Source organism: Erythrobacter sp. S57(2025) (assembly GCF_057365055.1).
Genome location: NZ_CP200299.1, coordinates 2,842,911 through 2,862,099, shown reverse-complemented (window position 1 = coordinate 2,862,099; position 19,189 = coordinate 2,842,911). Strand labels below are relative to the sequence as shown.

Annotated in this window: 21 protein-coding genes; 9 read left to right on the top strand and 12 right to left on the bottom strand. The window is 55.6% G+C overall.

Annotated elements, in window-relative coordinates:
- Positions 1 to 7: 7 nt before the first annotated feature.
- The 3 genes from AC0V6N_RS13680 to AC0V6N_RS13670 form a co-directional block, all read right to left on the bottom strand.
- A complete protein-coding gene (locus AC0V6N_RS13680; RefSeq protein WP_486172094.1) occupies positions 8 to 484 on the bottom strand; it encodes a DUF2497 domain-containing protein in 477 nt (158 codons plus the stop codon).
- Positions 485 to 545: 61 nt separating this feature from the next.
- On the bottom strand, positions 546 to 2,030 hold the full coding sequence (locus AC0V6N_RS13675; protein WP_486172093.1) for a TolC family outer membrane protein: 1,485 nt from the start codon (positions 2,028 to 2,030) through the stop codon (positions 546 to 548).
- Complete coding sequence (locus tag AC0V6N_RS13670; RefSeq protein WP_486172092.1) at positions 2,030 to 2,629, bottom strand: protein-L-isoaspartate O-methyltransferase family protein; 600 nt, start codon at positions 2,627 to 2,629, stop codon at positions 2,030 to 2,032. Before AC0V6N_RS13670 ends, AC0V6N_RS13675 begins: the two co-directional genes overlap by 1 nt.
- Positions 2,630 to 2,833: 204 nt before the next feature.
- On the opposite strand from AC0V6N_RS13670, the gene fumC reads away from it, so the two are divergent.
- The 3 genes from fumC (at position 2,834) to AC0V6N_RS13655 (ending at position 6,382) form a co-directional block, all read left to right on the top strand.
- Positions 2,834 to 4,279: a class II fumarate hydratase gene (fumC, locus tag AC0V6N_RS13665; protein WP_486172091.1), complete on the top strand. Its 1,446-nt coding sequence runs from the start codon at positions 2,834 to 2,836 to the stop codon at positions 4,277 to 4,279.
- Positions 4,280 to 4,360: 81 nt separating this feature from the next.
- Entirely contained in the window at positions 4,361 to 5,605 is a 1,245-nt protein-coding gene (locus AC0V6N_RS13660; protein ID WP_486172090.1) for a sensor histidine kinase, read from the top strand.
- A 9-nt stretch (positions 5,606 to 5,614) separates the two neighbouring features.
- Positions 5,615 to 6,382: a LytR/AlgR family response regulator transcription factor gene (locus AC0V6N_RS13655; protein WP_486172089.1), complete on the top strand. Its 768-nt coding sequence runs from the start codon at positions 5,615 to 5,617 to the stop codon at positions 6,380 to 6,382.
- A gap of 101 nt (positions 6,383 to 6,483) precedes the next feature.
- Here AC0V6N_RS13655 and AC0V6N_RS13650 read toward each other — a convergent pair whose 3' ends face one another.
- Entirely contained in the window at positions 6,484 to 6,804 is a 321-nt protein-coding gene (locus AC0V6N_RS13650) for a UrcA family protein (RefSeq protein ID WP_486172088.1), read from the bottom strand.
- A 229-nt stretch (positions 6,805 to 7,033) separates the two neighbouring features.
- Between AC0V6N_RS13650 and AC0V6N_RS13645 the strand changes: the two genes are divergently transcribed.
- The 3 genes from AC0V6N_RS13645 (at position 7,034) to AC0V6N_RS13635 (ending at position 8,434) form a co-directional block, all read left to right on the top strand.
- Positions 7,034 to 7,306: a hypothetical protein gene (locus AC0V6N_RS13645; protein WP_486172087.1), complete on the top strand. Its 273-nt coding sequence runs from the start codon at positions 7,034 to 7,036 to the stop codon at positions 7,304 to 7,306.
- Positions 7,307 to 7,365: 59 nt separating this feature from the next.
- Positions 7,366 to 8,115, top strand: coding sequence for a metallophosphoesterase family protein (locus AC0V6N_RS13640; protein WP_486172086.1), 750 nt, complete (start codon positions 7,366 to 7,368; stop codon positions 8,113 to 8,115).
- A gap of 121 nt (positions 8,116 to 8,236) precedes the next feature.
- Positions 8,237 to 8,434, top strand: a complete 198-nt coding sequence (locus tag AC0V6N_RS13635) for a hypothetical protein (RefSeq protein WP_486172085.1) — start codon at positions 8,237 to 8,239, stop codon at positions 8,432 to 8,434.
- Between the two features lie 84 nt (positions 8,435 to 8,518).
- On the opposite strand, the gene rpsI is transcribed toward AC0V6N_RS13635, so the two are convergent.
- The 5 genes from rpsI to AC0V6N_RS13610 form a co-directional block, all read right to left on the bottom strand.
- Complete coding sequence (gene rpsI / locus AC0V6N_RS13630; RefSeq protein ID WP_486172084.1) at positions 8,519 to 9,037, bottom strand: 30S ribosomal protein S9; 519 nt, start codon at positions 9,035 to 9,037, stop codon at positions 8,519 to 8,521.
- Complete coding sequence (rplM, locus tag AC0V6N_RS13625; protein WP_486172083.1) at positions 9,037 to 9,516, bottom strand: 50S ribosomal protein L13; 480 nt, start codon at positions 9,514 to 9,516, stop codon at positions 9,037 to 9,039. The genes rpsI and rplM overlap by 1 nt, the downstream gene beginning before the upstream one ends.
- A gap of 161 nt (positions 9,517 to 9,677) precedes the next feature.
- A complete protein-coding gene (locus AC0V6N_RS13620) occupies positions 9,678 to 10,433 on the bottom strand; it encodes a hypothetical protein (RefSeq protein ID WP_486172082.1) in 756 nt (251 codons plus the stop codon).
- Positions 10,434 to 10,459: 26 nt separating this feature from the next.
- A complete protein-coding gene (gene cutA / locus AC0V6N_RS13615) occupies positions 10,460 to 10,792 on the bottom strand; it encodes a divalent-cation tolerance protein CutA (protein WP_486172081.1) in 333 nt (110 codons plus the stop codon).
- Entirely contained in the window at positions 10,789 to 11,868 is a 1,080-nt protein-coding gene (locus AC0V6N_RS13610) for a COX15/CtaA family protein (protein ID WP_486172080.1), read from the bottom strand. The genes cutA and AC0V6N_RS13610 overlap by 4 nt, the downstream gene beginning before the upstream one ends.
- A gap of 157 nt (positions 11,869 to 12,025) precedes the next feature.
- On the opposite strand from AC0V6N_RS13610, the gene AC0V6N_RS13605 reads away from it, so the two are divergent.
- The 3 genes from AC0V6N_RS13605 to AC0V6N_RS13595 all read left to right on the top strand — a co-directional run bounded on the left by AC0V6N_RS13605 (position 12,026) and on the right by AC0V6N_RS13595 (position 14,070).
- A complete protein-coding gene (locus AC0V6N_RS13605; protein WP_486172079.1) occupies positions 12,026 to 12,403 on the top strand; it encodes a MerC domain-containing protein in 378 nt (125 codons plus the stop codon).
- Positions 12,404 to 12,463: 60 nt separating this feature from the next.
- Entirely contained in the window at positions 12,464 to 13,453 is a 990-nt protein-coding gene (thiS, locus tag AC0V6N_RS13600) for a sulfur carrier protein ThiS (RefSeq protein WP_486172078.1), read from the top strand.
- A gap of 125 nt (positions 13,454 to 13,578) precedes the next feature.
- Positions 13,579 to 14,070, top strand: a complete 492-nt coding sequence (locus AC0V6N_RS13595) for a hypothetical protein (protein WP_486172499.1) — start codon at positions 13,579 to 13,581, stop codon at positions 14,068 to 14,070.
- A gap of 31 nt (positions 14,071 to 14,101) precedes the next feature.
- Here AC0V6N_RS13595 and AC0V6N_RS13590 read toward each other — a convergent pair whose 3' ends face one another.
- From AC0V6N_RS13590 to AC0V6N_RS13580, 3 genes are all read right to left on the bottom strand, one after another.
- Entirely contained in the window at positions 14,102 to 15,949 is a 1,848-nt protein-coding gene (locus AC0V6N_RS13590) for an AMP-dependent synthetase/ligase (RefSeq protein ID WP_486172498.1), read from the bottom strand.
- 144 nt (positions 15,950 to 16,093) lie between these two features.
- Entirely contained in the window at positions 16,094 to 17,821 is a 1,728-nt protein-coding gene (gene ggt, locus AC0V6N_RS13585; protein ID WP_486172497.1) for a gamma-glutamyltransferase, read from the bottom strand.
- Between the two features lie 11 nt (positions 17,822 to 17,832).
- A complete protein-coding gene (locus tag AC0V6N_RS13580; RefSeq protein ID WP_486172077.1) occupies positions 17,833 to 18,900 on the bottom strand; it encodes a quinone-dependent dihydroorotate dehydrogenase in 1,068 nt (355 codons plus the stop codon).
- Positions 18,901 to 19,189: the final 289 nt, after the last annotated feature.

Sequence of the window (19,189 nt, the reverse complement as noted above, 5' to 3'; positions counted from 1 at the left end):
TGTAGGATCAACCGCGCTTGCCAGCGATCCGTGCTATCTCAGCCTGAACCAACTTCTCGACCATGCCCGGAAGGTGCTGGTCAAGCCATTCTGCAAGCATCGGGCGCAACAATTCGCGTGTCAGCCCCTCAAGAGAAGTCTCTCCTGAGCGGACGATCTGCGGTTTGGCACCCGGTTCTGCAAGCATGGCCAAAGCAGCGAGATTTTCCTGCATCGCGCCGCGCACTTCTTCAGTGATTAGCGGCGCATCTGGGTCTTGCTCTTGTCCATCGTGCTCATCAGTGTCGACCACTTCAGAAAGCTCCATCTCAGACAGATCCAAGATGCCTTCTTCGTCCTGGCTGTGAGCAAGCTCATCGGCGGGCTCAACTGTATCGGATTTCAGTTTGCGCGCAGGCAGGGTGGTTTCATTCGCATCGCGTGCGATCACTTTCTTGATCGACTCCAAGATCTCTTCGACCGATGCTTCGTTTTCGTTCGCCACGAGAATGCCCCTATATTGGCGCGAGTGAATTCGCATTAACCATACGAATCACCGAAAACCGCTATTCGTCTGGCTCTAAAACTGGCCCTATGAATGCATTTGCTGCTTCAATGTCAACGGTTCTGGTCGAATTTGGGGAAGGTTCTGGATCGCGGTCCCAATCGATAAAGCGGCCTGAGACGCGATCATAATTGACCTGAGGATCGTAGAGCGGACCGCCTGTATCTAGGTTCAGATCACGCGCTTCTGCTTTGCCCATCGCCGCCAGCAGGCTGAATCCTGCGACATATGCGTTGCGCCGAGCGGTGACCAATTGTGCGCGCGCCGAAAGCAATTCTTGCTCTGCGTTGAGCACATCAATGATTGTGCGGTTTCCGATCGAATTTTCCGCACGCACGCCTTCAAGGCTCAGCTCCGCGGCCTCCACGGCGGCTTGAGAGCTGCGGATTACGGCGTTGGACGCGTCCCAGCTTGAATAGGCCGACCGGGTTTGTTGGATAATGCTTCGCTCAGTGACGATGACTTGTTCCAGTGCGGCGCTTTCGCGTGCTCCAGCTTGGCGCTGGAGGGCAGCGGGGCGCCCACCTTGAAACAGTGGGATCGTGATACGCACACCGGCATTCGCTGTCGTTTCGCTTTGTTGAAACGTATTGGCGACGGGCCCGCCGAGCGTTCCGAAGAAATCGCTGTAATCGTAATTTGCAAAGAGAGAGACAGTCGGCAGCCGCGATGATCCGGCGACCTCGGTGTCATAACCCGCTGCCTCAGCCCGTTCTTTGGCAGCGATCAAGTCGGGATTGTTGTCAAGCGCAGTGACCACAGCTTCGCCCACGGTTTCTGGCAGTCCAGGCAGTGGAGGAGGAGCTTCGAGGCCCATCGGCGATCGTCCGACCAATTGAATATAGACTTCGCGCGCATTGACGAGATTTGCCAAGGATGTTTGCAGGTCACCTTGAGCCACTGCCAAGCGCGACTGCGCTTGGGCTACGTCCGTCCGGGTGAGGTCCCCGATTTCAAACCGGTCGCTGGTCGATTCGAAAGTGACGCGCAGGACTTCCACCTGATTTGTCGCAAGTTGAGCGAGTGCCTCGGTCCGCAAAACATCCATGTAAGCGGCTACCGTTTGGCTGAATATTGAGCTTTCAGTGCCGCGTAGGTCTGCTTGCCCAGCTGCGACGCGTTCCCGCGCGGCAGAGATGCCATTGCGAACCGCGCCACCTGAATAGATCGGCACACTAAGCAAGGCGTTTACACCGAGGTTTCGCTCTGGGGCGGTAAACGAGTTTGAAGACTGTTGCAGAAACTCGATATGTGTAGCGGTGACAGTGGCGCTGGGCAGACCGGGCGCTCTTTGAATCGGCACATCTTCGTCCGTTGCACGCTGGCTTGCCCGAGCTGCTTCGAGGGTTGGGTTAGTATTGTAAACCGCGACAAGTGCATCGCGCAGTGTTTCTGCCTGCGCCGAAACCGCAGAACCGGCTAGGGCCAGAACCGTTAAGCTCGAGGCAGCCTTTGCAAAGTGTTTCAAGCGAAAGCGTTGTGGCATTAAAAGGTCCAGTTCTTGGGCTTGTCGAATGCGTGGATCACCGGAATGCCAAGATCTTCAATTGGCTCCAACGGGAGATGATTTGCAACTTTCTTACCTGAAGCGAGCCGCGTCACGCCTCGCAACAAAAGGCCGCTGACCACGCGTCCGCCATCTTCAAGCTCATTGGCGAGCGCCGGCGTCAATTGTTCAATTGCTCCATCAATCAAGACCAGAGAATAGGGGCCCTTGGGCACCTCTCCTGCGGCAGCTTGAGCAGCGGTCACAATCGTCAGATCTGACACCAGCGGCGCGATTAGATCAGCGCAGTAGCCAGTGCCGCCGTCAACGAGCAATACTTTGTCTTGCGCGGTTGGAGCCGCTTCCAAAAGCAGTTTGCCGTAAAAGAGAGGTGAGGCAAGATGGCCACCATCTTCAAGGTGGATGGCGCGATCGATATAGGCAAGGCTGGCCTTATCGGCTGGCAAGAAATCTTCGCGCGGCACTGCAAGCATGCGGCCAAGAACGAACTCCTCATTTACGCCGCTAGTGCGTAATTGGCTGTCGATCATTGCTTTGCGAGCTTTAGTGGTATCGCGCGTCATAGTGGTGGTGCTCATAACTACTCCGAATAACTGTATTAGTACTACAATACAGTCCGTCAACCCTTCCTAGCCCTCACGCGCGTCAGTTCCAAGCAATTTGGACAAGCGCAAACCGCACCTTCCCTTTGACCTGCTTAGGCAGGGCGGCATATGGGGGCTGCAATATTCACGAACCGGCACAAAACGGACCCGGATTCGACCGATACCAGGAGACATTCGATGAGTGACATTGGCAAGACTACGCATAATGACGGGACGATCTTCGGAGCCATCGGCGATGTGCGTATCGAAAGTGACTCTCTGGGAGACGTCGCCGTTCCGAAAGACGCGCATTGGGGAGCACAGAGCCAGCGCAGTCTCGCCAACTTTGATATCGGCACTGAGACCATGCCTGCACCGCTTGTCAAAGCGTTGGGTATCCAAAAGCGATCTGCGGCCAAGGCAAATATGGACTTAGGCGTGCTTGATGCCAAACTAGGTGATGCAATTGTCGCTGCCGCTGGCGAAGTGATTGACGGAACGCTTTCGGACCAGTTTCCTCTTAGCGTTTGGCAAACTGGATCTGGCACCCAATCGAATATGAATGCCAATGAAGTCATCGCCAGCCGCGCCAACGAAATCCTGACCGGTCAACATGGTGGCAAAGAGCCTGTTCATCCCAACGACCATTGCAATATGGGCCAGAGCTCAAATGACACGTTCCCAACGGCTATGCATATTGCCGCTGCGAGCGAAACAATCGCACAATTAATCCCTGCTCTAACCCATCTCCATAGTGCGCTAGACGCCAAAGCGACCGCGTTTGCAGATATCGTGAAGATTGGTCGCACCCATCTTCAGGACGCCACACCCCTCACGCTGGGCCAAGAGTTTTCTGGATATGTCAAACAGGTTGAATACGGGATAGCGCGGCTTGAGAACGCATTGCCGCGTGTGCTTGAGCTTGCTCAAGGCGGAACCGCTGTTGGCACTGGCATAAATTCCAAAGCGGGTTTTGCCGAAAAGTTTGCAGAACACGTTGCGGCCTCAACCGGCCATGCATTCGTAACGGCAGCCAACAAGTTTGAAGCACTGGCCGCTCATGATGCGCTGGTAGAGCTTTCCGGGGCACTCAACACAATCGCCGTTAGCCTTATGAAAGTGGCGAATGATATTCGCCTACTGGGATCAGGCCCGCGCTCTGGATTGGGTGAGATTGCACTGCCCGCGAATGAGCCAGGCTCCTCAATTATGCCGGGCAAGGTGAACCCGACGCAATGTGAGGCGCTGACAATGGTATGCGCGCAAGTGATGGGTAACAACACAACCGTCAGCGTGGCAGGCTCGCACGGACATTTGGAACTCAATGTCTTCAAACCAGTGATGATCTACAACGTGCTGCAGTCGATCCGATTGCTGACCGATGCGTCGCGCAGCTTCACCGACAATTGCGTAACGGGAATCGAAGCAAACACTGCGCGGATCGATCAACTCATGAATGAAAGCCTGATGTTGGTGACGGCGCTCAATCCGCATATTGGCTATGACAATGCAGCTAAGATCGCGAAAAAGGCCCATGCGGATGGCACCACGCTCAAGCAATCAGCGCTTGAGCTTGGTCTGCTCACCGAAGAGCAGTTTGCGCAATGGGTGGTTCCTGCGGAAATGATCAAGCCACGGGCCTGATCCAGCATTCGACCAAGTGAAGACTCAGACCGACGACTGGTTGGCGCTTTTGTTGGCTGATCGCTATGTGACAATTTCGTTATGGATCTGAGCAACACACCTGCGCGTTCAAAAGACGCCCGCCCCAGCGTGCCGTTTCGAACGGTGCTGCTTTCGATGGTCGTGCTGTGGGCGACCTATTTCATATTGATCACACTGCGCAGTTACATCTTTGACCTGGACATGCAGGTCGAAATGGCCGTGCGCCGTGGATTGGTCGCGATTGCCGGCGTCATTCTCACCATAGGTCTTTGGCTGCTGCTGCGGTTGGTAGACCGTCAGGCGCTGTGGGCTAAGATCGGGGCTTCTATTGTATTTGCCATACCGGTTGCGGTCGCGATTGGTCAGATCAATCACTTTGCGTTTCAAGATATTCAGGAAGAGCTTGAGCAGCAGTTTGCCGAAGATCGTGGTTTCCGCTTTGATGATGAAGGCAATCTGCTGTATGATTTGCCTGACGGGATCAAGGTGAAGGCCCCCGACCCAAGCGGATCAGAGCGACCGCAATTATCGGAATCTTTGATAGTCGCCCCGGCTTCCATGCGCGAGGAGACTTGGAAAGCGGTGCTTGAGATAGCTCTGGGTCGTTACTTCTTGCTGCTTGCTTGGGCATCGACCTACTTTGCCATGTTGGCCGGGTTCCAGGCGCGCGCGGCTGAGCGGCGAGAGCAGGAATTTCGCTCAGCGGCGAAGGCAGCTGAATTGCGCAGTTTGCGCTATCAAGTGAACCCCCACTTCCTCTTCAACACCCTCAATTCGCTTTCTGCTCTTGTGATGACAGGCAAGGCGGAACGGGCAGAGAGGATGATCCAGACAATCAGTCGTTTCTACCGCCACAGTCTTGCTGATGAGCCGACGAGCGATGTGTATTTAAAGGACGAGTTTGACCTCCAATCGCTGTATTTAGATATTGAAGCGGTTCGCTTCCCTGACCGGCTGAACCCTGTTTTCGACCTGCCTCCTGAATTGGAAAAGGCCCGCGTGCCGGGTATGATCCTTCAGCCTTTGGTTGAGAATTCGGTCAAGTATGCCGTGTCCGCTGTCGCGCGGCCAGTGACCATTACGGTTGCGGCACGCGAGGAATTTGACCGGTTAGTCGTAACGGTTAGCGATGACGGTCCAGGCGTGCCCGAAGGCGCCGCGCATGGATTTGGCATTGGCCTTGCCAATGTGCGCGACCGGTTGGAAGCGCGGTTTGGACCAGACATTGCGTTTACATCTGCGCCAATGCCTGATGGCTACAAGACCGAGATACGCATCCCCCTCTCGCGCCCCTCAAAGCAGTGATCAAGAATTATGGCTGATACCGAAAATCAAACAGACGCTCTGCGCACGCTGATCGTCGATGACGAGCCACTTGCGGTCGAGCGCATCCAAGTGATTTGCGCCGAGCTGCCCGCGATTAGTGTGGTTGGCACAGCCAGCGATGGCGCCGCGGCATTGCGGCTCACGGAAAAGCTGAACCCGGACCTTGTATTGCTCGACATGACGATGCCGGAGCTCGATGGACTTGGCGTTGCGCGCAAACTGACTGAGAGCGATGAGCCACCCGCGGTGATCTTCGTGACTGCGCATGATCACTTCGCGGTCGAAGCGTTCGATTTGGAAGCCATCGATTATGTGCTTAAGCCAGTGTCTGCCGACAGGTTGGAGCGCGCGATCGAGCGCGCCGTCGCGCGCCGCGGTGAGCGTAAGGAAACACCCAGCGAATGGCTCGAAGAGCTATGGGTGCCCCATCGTTCCGAACTCCTGCGCATCGCGGTGAGCGAAGTCCATCAGATCGATGCTGAGCGCGACTATGTAAGGTTGCATGTGGGCAATCCAGACGAGAATGAAGCGGACTCGCGCTCTTATCTTCTTTTGCAAACCATCGCGGGGCTGGAAGCGCGCCTCAACCCAGATGAGTTCATCCGAATTCACCGGTCTACGATATTGCGCCGCGACAACATTCGGGGTCTGCGTCACGATGGATTGGGTGTGTGGTCGGCAGAGCTGCAGAACGGCGAAGCTCTTCGAATTGGCCGGACATACCTCTCCAAGGTAAAGGCAATGGCTGGCCGCTAGGATTTCTAGGAAGCAAAAAAGAAGCGACCCGAACCCCGGGACTGATAGGGTTCGAGCCGCAATTGCTGCGCTTTCGGATCGCGCAGAGTGAGGTTCACGGTTCAACCGCCGCGTTGTTGGCTTGCTACAATTGAAGCGACTTGGCGCTGCGCGCTTGCTCGCGCTTTGGTAAGGCATTCGCGTGCGGCGAAAGACGCAATGCGTGTACCTACTTGCGGGCGATCAACCTGACATACTTGCCGTGCGGCACGCTCAATTCGCTGATCGAGAAGGCGTTGTCCTTCAGCGGTGCTCAGGTCTAGCCCAGCAGTACTGATTTCCTGTGTGTGTACATCTTCTTCGCCAGCGAATGCGGGCGTTGCGGTGAAAGCCAGACCGATGGAAGCGGCGGTAAGTGTCAAAAGACGATTAGGGGTCTTCATCTATTCTCTCCTGTCAGCAGAGGCGTTCGTGTTCGAGCGGGGGTTCGAACTGGGGATACGACCGCTCTGCTGATTGGAAGAATTACGCCTATGCGCATCGCCCGTCATTCGATCGTCGATCAAACCATCATCCGCGCTTGATTGGCGGCGAGCAAATTGTCGGAAGTTTGATCAGGCCCGACCAAAGGTGATTTTCCATCGACTGGCGTTTACGCCATATTGTCATGCCATGATTCTCTCACTTGCTCTTATGTTCCTTTTGGGAATCGGAAACTTTGCGCTGCATCGTGCGGTCCTTGAAAGCGGCCACCCGCTGGTCGGACAAATGCCGAGCTTTGTTCAATTGCTGGGTATCCGCCTAACTCTGGTCGCGGAATTTCTGGTTTTGGTGGCTGCGATGTTGCTCGCTGCGAATGGTTGGTCTGGACTTGTGTGGGCCTATGCTGGGTACTCCAGCCTCAATGCATTTTCGGCATGGCTGATATTAAGCGGCAGAGTATAGGGTGAACATCGATTGGCGCTTGTGCCCAAACACCAATCGCGATTCATGCTGGGACCACTATGACCGCTCGCCTTTTTCATTTTAGCGATGTGCACTTTGGGGTTGAAGATCGGCGCGCGCTCGATTTGGTGGCGCGGGCGATTGTGGAAGAGCAGCCCGATCTGGTGGTATGTACGGGCGATTTGACCCAGCGTGCTAAGCATTCGGAATATGAAGCCGCTGCACGGTGGTTTGCTCAGTTTGACATGCCGGTCGTTTTAGATCCCGGCAATCATGACATGCCGTACTATAATCTATTTGAGCGGTTTACCGATCCATACCGACGGTATCGCAAGCTTGTTCACCGTGTAGGCGGTGAATTTGCGAGCGAAGATATTGTACTCATTCCCTTGAAGACGACAGTGCGCGCGCAGCCACGTTTTCCGTGGTCGGACGGTATTGTTACTTCAAGCGCATTGGCGCAAACGCTAGAGCGTCTGCGTTCACTTGAAGGAGATGGGCGGACCAAACTCATTACCGCGCACCATCCGTTGCTTGGCCCGGCGGTTGGCTCTGGAAACCCGACAATCGGTGGCACGAAGGCGTTCGAGGCATTGGCGAGAGCAGGCGCTGATGCTGTGCTTTCTGGACATATCCATCGGCCCTTTGATGAGGTGCGTGAGGTGTCCGGATCCAAGATGCGCATGATCGGGATTGGCACCCTGTCCACCAGGCTGCGACATGGCGCGCCGCCCTGTTACCGAGTGCTGACTTGTGAAGCAGGCGGCCATATCCACTCTGAACTGCGCAATCTGACTGCGGCCACGTAGTAACCTGAGCCAGTCAATTCTTAACCGCCTTTGGCGCAGCGATGTTAACGCATTCTTTGGGATAATTGGTGTAGCGCCGCGGCTTATCGAGCTGAATTCGGCGCAGCAATGGAGTGACGTGATGGAGCTTTTGAAAGCGATGATCTTTGGCGCGGTCGTTTCAGGCTGCGTTGCAGTGGTGATCGGTTCGCAAGGTACTGCCGGTGGTCAACTGGCCATTGAGGCTGTGCGTGTGGATGATTTTACCCTCTATTGGTCTTGGCCAATGTTCCTCGCCGGGACCGGCCTGTTCTGGGGTCTGCTATTGCTCCAGCGCTAAGGTTTCGATCCAAGACCACATATAGAAAGGGCGGCACTTCCAATGGGAAGGCCGCCCTTTCTCGTTTCGAGAAGTTCGAGAACTTTAACGCTTCGAGAACTGGAAGCTACGACGGGCTTTCGCGCGGCCGTATTTCTTACGCTCAACAACGCGGCTATCGCGAGTGAGGAAGCCAGCGGCTTTAACCGCAGCGCGAAGCTCTGGCTCGTACTTGGCGAGTGCTTGGCTGATGCCGTGCTTAACCGCACCAGCTTGGCCTGAAAGTCCGCCGCCCTTTACGGTTGCCACAACGTCATACTGACCTTGACGATCAGTGATCGTGAACGGCTGGTCAATGATAAGACGAAGCGTAGGACGTGCAAAATACACTTCCTGATCCTTGCCGTTCACAGTGACCTTGCCTGTGCCAGGCTTTACCCAAACGCGAGCCTTTGCGTCCTTGCGGCGGCCGGTTGCATAAGCGCGGCCCTGCGCGTCCAATTCTTGCTCGCGGAGCGGTGCTGCAGGGTTCTGAGCGATTTCAGCCGCGTCAGCTGCAGGCGCATCGCCAGCAATGTCCTTTAAATCCGACAGGTCGGAGACGGTGTTCGTTTCGTCAGCCATTATGCGGAAACCTTGTTCTTGCGGTTCATAGAAGCAACGTCGAGCACAGTTGGGTTCTGCCCATCATGTGGATGCTCGGTGCCATTATAAAGGTGGAGTGCGCGCATCTGATCGCGGCCCAGAGGACCACGAGGGATCATACGGAACACTGCTTTTTCAATCACACGCTCTGGGAAACGACCTTCGAGAACTTTCGCAGGCGTTGTTTCCTTGATGCCGCCGGGGTGGCCAGTGTGCTTGTAATAGATCTTGTCGGTCGACTTGTTGCCGGTGAACTTAACCTTGTCAGCATTGATGATGATCACGTGATCACCGCAATCGACATGCGGAGTGAAGCTTGGCTTGTGCTTGCCGCGCAAGATGTTGGCGACGATTGATGCGAGGCGACCGACCACAAGGCCGTCGGCATCGATCAAGTGCCATTTTTTCTCGACCTCGGCCGGCTTGATTGACCGGGTCTGTTTGCTGAGCGCCTTCATGGCTGATGTGTCCTTAAAACAAAGGGGTGAATTCGAATCACGGCCGTGCCGAATGGCCGAACCGCAAAGAAGCGCGCGTTTGTCGCTTCACAGCTCGTAAGTCAACCAAAACCGGGGGTTTCAGGGGAGGTAAAATAATACCGCGAAAATATTTAGCGGAATTAGATCGACGAAAGAGACCATTCTTCAAGCGCGTATTTCTCGGTCTGCCCAATGCGTGTGGTCACCCGCCGCACGGCATTCTTCAGCCAGGCCCCCTTTATCGATGGCCGCGCATCATAAGAAACTTCAAACTGCCCGGTCAGGCCCCCAGGCAATTCGACCTCACGTTGTGATCGCTGTGGTGATCCGGTTGGATAGAAGAGATCACTAGGCAATTGATCAAGGAGTGATGAGCCGACATTTTGCAATCGGTTCAGATATTCGAGCCGTGTTGCGTGATCGGATGCCGCACTAACATCATTTCGGATAATTTCTTCTGCCTGCTTTACTGCGGCAGCAAAGTCACCTGGGCGAACATCACTGCCCGCGCTCAAGATCCTGCCATTGGCCGTCAGCACGATGGGCCACATGCCATCAGTGGAGCGCGATCCTTCAATATCCGCGAGTGGTTCAAGCGCAACAGGCGCATCAACCGACACACTCAACTGCGTACCTGAAATCACAATTCCATCGCTATTGCGTTCGAATTGAACCTGCCAACTGCGCGAAACTCGGATTAACTCACCGTCATGCAATGAGCGTTCCTGGCGGCGTGAAAGCACCATTGGAGTTGGCGGCAGAGCCACTTGTGCGGGATTGGCCGCCGCTCGTGCAGCAAAGGCAGGCCCACCAAAACAACTCAATCCCAAAACTGCTCCCACCACGCTACGGCGAGAAGCGGTCAATTTCTTCACATCCATTGATTGCTCACGCATTCAGTCTTGCATCCACTCACTGGAACCTACGTGTCCTTTTGAACTGTTGACCCCAACCATTGTAAAGTTGTCGGCAGAGCCTCGTCACAACGCCAAGCCACGACCGCAGGTATATCATAGGGATGAATGTCTCCCAAACGCGCAATGACTTTTTCCATTTGTTCACAAGTTGTTTTGAATAGCACGCCAGTTTCACTAGAGGTCATCACTTCGCCCTCCCAATAAAACATGGAATCGATATTGGGAATTATATTTGCGCAAGCGATACATCTTTCGCTGAGTAGTGTCTTTGCCGCCTGATGCGCTGCATCCGAGCTTGGAAATGGGCACCAAACTAATGCTGCGCTAGCGGAGCTCATGCGAAACCTGCGGTAGTCCGCTTTCTTTGCGTCCTGACCCCATCGCTATGCATGGCCCAGGCCGCTGCGGCGACCAACAGAGCGCCATTGAGTTGGTGTGCTGCTGCGATCCAGAGTTCGACCTGAGATAAAACCGTAGCAATGCCAAGCAGCACCATCGTCCCAAAGGTTGTGTGAACCGCGATTGACGCAAACCTGTCAGTCTGACGCACGCGTCTCGCAAGAACGATCAGCGCTGCAACCGCAATCCAGGCCCACCAGCGATGCAGAAAGTGAAGTAGGTTGGGGTCATGCGTTACGGCCCAAATTATACCGCGTGGCGTCTCCAAATCAGGGATGAGTGCGCCGTTCATGGTAGGCCAATCATACGCAGCATGCCCGGCATTCAATCCGGCGACCCAGGAGCCAAGCAAAAGCTGGATGAATAAGATGCCCGCAATGATGGCAGAGCCGAGTGTAAACGGCGCGGCACCTGCGCTTGGCTCACGAGCCACACGCCGCATATCTCTTGCCGTCCAAACCAATAATGCGAGCAGCAAGAGGGCGGTCAGCAAATGCAGCGATAAACGAAAATGGCTAACGTCCGTCATGTCGCCGACCAGACCCGACTGCACCATCAGCCATCCAAACAATCCTTGCAATCCGCCAAGTGCGAGCAATGCAACCAGCCGTCCTTTGAATCCTTCGGGGATCGCACCTTTTACCCAAAACCAGACCAGCGGGAGAAAATAAATCAGGCCCACCATCCGGGCGAGCAGACGATGAAACCATTCCCAAAAATAGATAAATTTGAAATCGGCCAGGCTCATTCCGCCCAAGCTGGCTTCAAGCTTGTATTCCGGCGTCGCCTGATATTTGGCAAACTCGGCTACCCAGGCTTCTTGGGTTAAGGGCGGCAATATACCCGTGGCCAGCTCCCATTCCGTGATCGAAAGACCACTTTCAGTGAGCCGGGTAATCCCACCGACCAAAACGATGAGCACAACAAACGCAGCAACAACCTCAAGCCAGCGCGCGATCGCCAATGGCCGGGCAAGGGGGGCTGCGCCCTGAAAGGATATGGATTGGCTCGCCATAGGAGTGTTGGCCGTAGATGTACGGTGCCTGCCTCGCTTGCAAGCCTGATCAGCGCGGGTTTTGATGCGAAAATCGAAACCCTTGTCCGATTTGGTTGATTTGAAGACGGGATTGGGCTTGCACAATGTTATACTATTACATATGTGCACACCCAGCATGTACGAATCTCCCGCGCCTTCCAAATTGCGTCGAAATCTCGACAAGACCGGCATCGCCGTGTCTGCGCTATGCGCCATGCATTGCGTCGCGACGATCGCGCTTGTTTCGGGATTGGGTGTTGGTGGAAATCTGTTCCTAGCCGAAGAGTTCCACCGCATTGCATTGCTCGCCGCTCTTCTGATCGCAGCTGTGGCCATTGGCTGGGGTGCGATGCTGCATCGTAAGCGCGAACCGTTTTTGGTGGCAGCTGCAGGCCTGGTTATGATGGGCGGAGCGCTCGCGTCACCACATGGCGTTCAAGAGGCAGTCTTGACGATCGTTGGCGTCGCGCTCGTCTCTCTGGGTCATATCTGGAACTTGCGCGCCTCGAGTTAAGTAGACTTTTCGACAAAACTCACAGTTGCGCATGCGCGTATTCTGCCTATTCAGACCCGCATGACCGAAATCAAAACCATTACCCTGAATGGCGACACACGTCAGACCACCGCGTCGACAATTGCGCAACTCGTCCGCGAACTTGAGCTTGAGCCGCAAAAGGTCGCAGTTGAGCGCAATGCAGTGATAGTGCCGCGCTCAACCCTTGAAGAAGCTGCGCTCAACTCAGGCGACACGCTGGAAATCGTTCATTTTGTCGGAGGCGGGGACCATGCAAGCTCTGATGACACTTGGACGGTTGCTGGCCGGACATTCAATTCGCGGCTGATCGTGGGTACTGGCAAATACAAAGACTTCGAACAAAACGCCGCCGCGTTGGAAGCGAGCGGGGCGGAGATCGTCACGGTCGCGGTGCGCCGGGTAAATGTCTCTGACCCAAAATCTCCAATGCTGACTGACTATATCGACCCCAAAAAGATCACCTACCTGCCCAATACTGCCGGGTGCTTTACGGGCGAAGAGGCTGTGCGCACCCTTCGATTGGCGCGTGAAGCGGGCGGATGGGATTTGGTGAAGCTCGAAGTCTTGGGAGAGGCTCGGACGCTGTATCCTGACATGAGAGAAACCCTGAGTGCGTGCGAAACACTCGCCAAAGAAGGTTTCCACCCGATGGTCTATTGCGTCGATGATCCGATTGCGGCCAAGCAACTGGAAGACGCAGGCGCGGTCGCGATTATGCCGCTTGGCGCTCCCATCGGCTCGGGTCTTGGCATTCAAAACCAAGTGACAATTCGACTTATCGTCGAAGGGGCGAGCGTCCCTGTTCTGGTTGATGCTGGCGTAGGCACCGCGTCTGACGCGGCCGTTGGCATGGAGCTTGGCTGTGATGGCATCTTGATGAACACCGCTATTGCTGAGGCGAAAGACCCCATTCGCATGGCTCGCGCAATGAAATATGCGGTTGAGGCAGGGCGTGAGGCCTATCTTGCTGGCCGGATGGGCCGCCGCAAATATGCCGACCCTTCGAGCCCGCTTGCGGGCCTTATTTGAGCAGATACGGATCAAATTGATTTGACCTCACTTACGTAGTGTTAACCATGTTGGCGCACACCGTCTCCTGAAACAGGAGATCAAAAGTGACACTTGCGAGCACTGCCACCCTTTCGATTGGTGAAATGCGCGAATTTGCGGGCTTCAGCCCAATTGAGCAGCGTTATATCAAGCGCAGCTTAGACGTGGGTCTTTCGCGCTGCGATGCGTTCAAGCTTTGGGGCGCGAGCGAAAGCGAGAACGCGGCCATTCGGCGTCAATATGTGGCGTATCAAGATCTAAAAGTGCTGCGCGAACGCATTCCGCAAGAAGGCACCATGAACGAAGTGGAGCGCTTTATTGGTAAGCTGGTGCGTGTTGCGGCTTTCGATCTGGAGCAAGAGGCAATTGCCAGCTTCTCCGCATTTCGCTTCCTTTATGAGCGTTTGCTCGGTGCTGATGTACGCCCCTATTTGCCGGCCGCATTCTGTGGGGCCGCAGCTCTGCCAAACATTCGGCCCCTACAACGAAAAACCTTGCTACAAAGCCTTAGCGAAGCAGCAGCCACTGCCCCGGGTTGGTCCAAAAAAGCGCCGAACTTCTACCCCGAATTCGTCGAGGATGTTGAGGTCGCCTGAAGATTGGCGTTTGGAACCGAAGCTGTTTTAATCAGCTGCGATAAAGCCCATTGATGTAATCCGCGTACCGATCTCTGATCTTGTGGCGACGGATTTTCATGCTCGGCGTCATTTCTTCATTCTCAATCGAGAACGCTTCATCCGCAAAGGCGAACTGGCGCACTTTCTCGATCACGGAAAGGTCCTTATTCGTGCGGTCCACTGCAGCGCGCACAGCATTCTTAAATGCAGGTAGGTCTTGCAGGCGTTTCAGGTCGAATTTCTCATCATTGGCCCGCGCCCATTCGAGCGCCCATTCCGCATCCGGCACGATCAAGCCAACCACATAAGGCCGTTGATCACCGCTCACCATCGCCTGCGCAATTTCGGGCTGTAGCGTCAGCATGCCTTCGATCTTTTGCGGGGCAACATTGTCGCCTTTGTCGTTGACGATCATGTCTTTCTTGCGGTCGGTTATGACGATGCGGCCTTTATCGTCCAGATGGCCGATATCGCCGGTGTGTAGCCAGCCATCGACAATGGTGCGTGCGGTTTCGGCATCATTTTGCCAATATCCGTGCATTACCAGTTCGCCGCGGCATAGGATTTCTCCATCATCGGCGATCTTGATTTCCACCCCGCGCATGGGCGGGCCGACCGTATCCATTTTCAAGCCGACCGCCGGCCGATTGCAGCTCATCACTGGGCCAGCTTCCGTTTGGCCATAGCCTTGCAGCATGGTGAGACCCATGGCTTCGAAGAAATTGCCAACTTCGGGGTTTAGGGGCGCACCGCCAGAAACCATTGCTTTGATCCGACCGCCGAAGCGTTGCCGGATTTTAGGGCGCAGTGTTTTTTCGACCAGGAAATCAAGCGGCTTGTCGCGTTTGCGCTTCTTGCCGTCTGTTGCCTTGTCACTGATCTTGAGCGCGGTATCCATCATGAAATTGGCCACACGGCCCTGCTTTTCGACCTGCTTCATGATGCGCGTGCGCAAAACTTCGAACAGACGCGGCACTACCACCATAATGGTCGGCTGCGTCTCTTCGATGTTGGAGGCCAATTTTTCGAGACCTTCAGAATAGTAGATTTCAGCGCCGACTGCGATTGGCAGATACTGCCCGCCAGTATGCTCATAGGCGTGGCTTAGAGGTAGGAAGGACAGGAAACGTTCATCCTGAATCCCGAAATCATTGATCAGAATTTCAGCCGCGCCAGCGGCATTGCAAAGGATCGATCCATGATGCTGCTTTACACCGCGCGGAGCGCCGCCTGTGCCGCTGGTGTAGATGAGGCAGGCTGTGTCATCGCGTCCAATCTCAGCGCATCGCGCTTCGACTGCCAATCGCGCTGCAGCGGCATCTCCATCAAGCATGGATTCCCAGCTGTGGTATTCGAAGCTTCCCGATTGCTTGCGTTTCAAATCGTCAATGCCGATCACAAAGTCGACATTGCCGGTGCGACCTATCGCTCCGACCAGAGGGACGAGGAGTTTTTCAGAGGAGACAAAGACGGCGCGCGCACCGGAATTGTCGAGAATATGCGCATGGTCGCGTTCTGTGTTGGTGGTGTAGGTTGGCACAGAAACGCAGCCTGCGGCCATGATAGCCAAGTCCGCGATGCACCATTCCGGGCGGTTTTCTGAAACAAGCGCCACGCGATCACCGGGATTAAGCCCAATGCGCCGCAAACCCTCTGCCAATAGGCACACATGTTCCGCCACTTCGCGCCAGCTTTGAGTGCGCCATTCCCCGTCGATTTTGCGGCCAAGGAATGCAGCCTCACCTTTTTCATCGGCGCGTTCTAGAAACAGCTCGACAAGGTTTTTGGCGGTGTCCACATCCTGAAGGAGTTGGTCATCAGCTGGATTCGCCACTGGGGGCAAAGTGGGGGCGTGCACGGACAATGGCTCCTCTTTTCCGCATTGCTGTGGGTGCGCGTGATGCATCCCTCGCAAGGCGTTTAATCATTCATCCAATAGGGAAAGTAAGCGCTCTCAGCCGTAGCAGCAAGTTTTGCAGTATTGAGCGCCTTACTCTTCGCCTTACTCTTCGTATGTCAGCAAGGGGGCCACACGCGGATCGCCGGCCGCTTCCCAACCTTCGCTGGCTCTCAGCAGAGCATTGGCTTTGCCACGTGGAGAAAGCAGCCGAATATTGGTGTGGCCAAGCGCATTCAGCTCATCAGTCATACCCGCAACAATGCTGCCTTCTTCGGTGATGACGACGGAGCCGAACGCCATGATCAGCGGCAGGCTGAGCGATTCTTCCGCGCTCATCCCGAAATCAAGCACCCCGATGATTGATCGTGCCACCTGTACTGGAATGGTGGGGCCACCCGCCGCACCGATTACCAGCACCACTTCGCCATCTTCATCGAGCACAATGGTCGGCGCCATTGATGAGCGGGGGCGTTTTCCGCCTTCGACGCGGTTTGCAACCGGTACACCGTCGACATCAGGGCGTGAGCTGAAATCGGTCAGTTCATTGTTGAGGTAAAACCCGCCCCAATGCAGGCCCGAACCAAACGCGCCTTCTACGGTGGATGTGTAGCTCACCGCATTGCCTTCTCCATCGACAACGGAGAAATGGGTGGTGCCATTTTCAGGGGGTTCATTCCCGTCAGCGCGCGCAAGTGGAGCGCCGGGGGGCGTACCAGCTTCGACAGCCTCGTTGGCGCGCGTTGGATCAATCAACGCGCTACGAGAAGCGATGTAGTTGCGGTCAACCAGCCCATCGACAGGCACGGCGACGAAATCGGCATCACCGATATAGAGCTCGCGGTCAGCATAGGCGATGCGCTGCGATTCAACGAATAGGTGCCAGAAAACAGGGCTGTGAGGGCCCATCTCGGCCAAGTCAAAGCGTTCAAGCTGACCCAGCATCTGCGAAACGGCGACGCCACCGGAACTTGGCGGGCCCATGCCGCAAATTTTGTAGCTGCGATAATCACTGCAAACCGCTTCGCGCTCTTTGGCCTGATATGAGCGGATGTCTTGGGCTGTCATCACGCCATCTTGAGGGGTTTCAGCAGCGACATAGGCGCTTAGCTGGTCAGCACCGGCATCATAGAAGGCGCTTGGACCTTCGCTTGCGATCCTCTCAAATGTGTCCGCAAGATCGGGTACTGTGATGCGGGAGCCAACAGGCAAGGGCTCGCCGTCCTCGCCAAAAAAGATCGCGCGTGCCGCTTCAGTCTTGCCCGCTCTATCTTTTCGGCTTTCTATCGACTGGTTGAGGCGGCGATTCATCACAAATCCATCGCGGGCCAACTCAATAGCGGGCGCAAACAGGTCTGCCCAAGGCAGCCTGCCGTGTTGCTGATGCGCTTTGGCCGCGAGCGCGATGTTTCCGGGCACGCCGACGCTGAGGCCGGATGTCACACGAGTTTCTGCGGGAAGCCGCTTGCCTTCGCTGTCTAAGAATCGGTTGCCAGTGGCGCTTGCAGGAGCGATCTCGCGGCCATCAAAAGTGGTGATGCCGTCGGAGTTGGCGTGCACCATGAAGCCACCACCCCCGATCCCGGAGCTTTGCGGCTCGACCACTGTAAGCGCCAACATGACCGCGATCGAAGCATCGGTTGCAGAGCCGCCTTTCGCCAGAATGGCTTCACCTGCGGCCTGCGCCCGAGGATCTGCGGCGCTGACGGCACCGATCAATTGCACTTGTGGTGTCTGCGCTGAATCACTCGCCGACAACGTCGAGGTCGAATATCCCGAACAGGCCGAAAGGGTCAGAACAAGCGATGTGAGCAATGCAATGGGTTTGATCATAGGTGTCACAGCTATTCGCTTCCCACGGCCTCTGCAATGCCGGAAAAGCCATCCCGAGCCATCAGCTTCGGTAGTCCTTTGGCGATCTGAGCGCCCAAAGACGGCCCGTGAAACACCATCGCTGAATACAGCTGCACAAGCGATGCACCTGCGCGAATGCGTTCCCAGGCATCTTCTGCACTCGCAATTCCGCCGACCCCGATCAAGGGAATGGCGCCGCCTGTGGCCTTGCGAAAATCGCGCACTCTTTCAAGCGCGAGGGTTCTGAGCGGCGCACCGGACAATCCGCCTGTTTCACCCTTGTGGTGAGAACGAAGTTCGGGCCGCGATATTGTTGTGTTCGAAACGATCAATGCGCCTAGTTTCTTGGCGAGCGCGATGCGGGCAATCGCATCGATGTCTGTTGGTTCAAGGTCTGGCGCTACTTTCAGAAAGATCGGCGGCAGCTTGTCGGTGTCCGTTTCATCTCGTGCTTCGATGACCGCGTCGATCAGGGCTGTGAGCGCCCCCTCATCCTGAAGCGTGCGCAGACCCGGCGTGTTTGGACTGGACACATTGACCGCCAAATAGCTGGCAAGGGGCGTCATAATACGCGTCATTTTCGCATAATCGGCAATTCGGTCGTCTGAATCTTTGTTGGCGCCGATATTCACGCCAACAATGCCCGGCCTACCCAGCCGCGTTTGCAAACGAGTGCGAGCAGCTTCGGCTCCGCTATTGTTGAATCCCATGCGATTGATAACCGCTTCATCCTCGACAAGACGGAAGAGCCGCGGCTTGGGGTTCCCGGCTTGAGGGCGCGGTGTGATCGAACCAACCTCGGAAAATCCGAAACCAAGGCGCAAAAGTGCGTCTGGCACTTCAGCGTCTTTGTCGAAGCCCGCCGCGACACCGACTGGATTGGGAAAGCGTAAGCCTGCGACCTCGACGCTCAGCTTGTCCGAACCGGCGTTAGAGCTTCGGTGGCCTCTGGTCGGCAATGCCTTCAACCCGGCGATGGCCATGCGATGCGCCGTTTCCGAATCGAGCGCGAAGATTGCGGGCTTGAAAAGATCGAACAGGCGCAAGGAAAAGGTCATGGGCGCGAAGCCTAAGCCAGCAAATTTGTGCGCTGTCGAGCATTCTTGTGCCGACTGAATGCATCAATCGAGGCGTTGAGCGGCAATATCCTTGCAACGGACATGGGTATTTTCACCTTGTCGTTTGCATACAATTCATTCTGGTACACCTGAGTTACATCATCTCCTGCGACCCGAAGGGCTCGGAGCAGTATTGCGAAGAGTTCCTCAACTTAAATGGGCGGTCCTTCGCGGGCCGCCCTTTTTTTGTGTCTTTTCAGGATCAAATTCGCTACGCGCCTGTTTACGG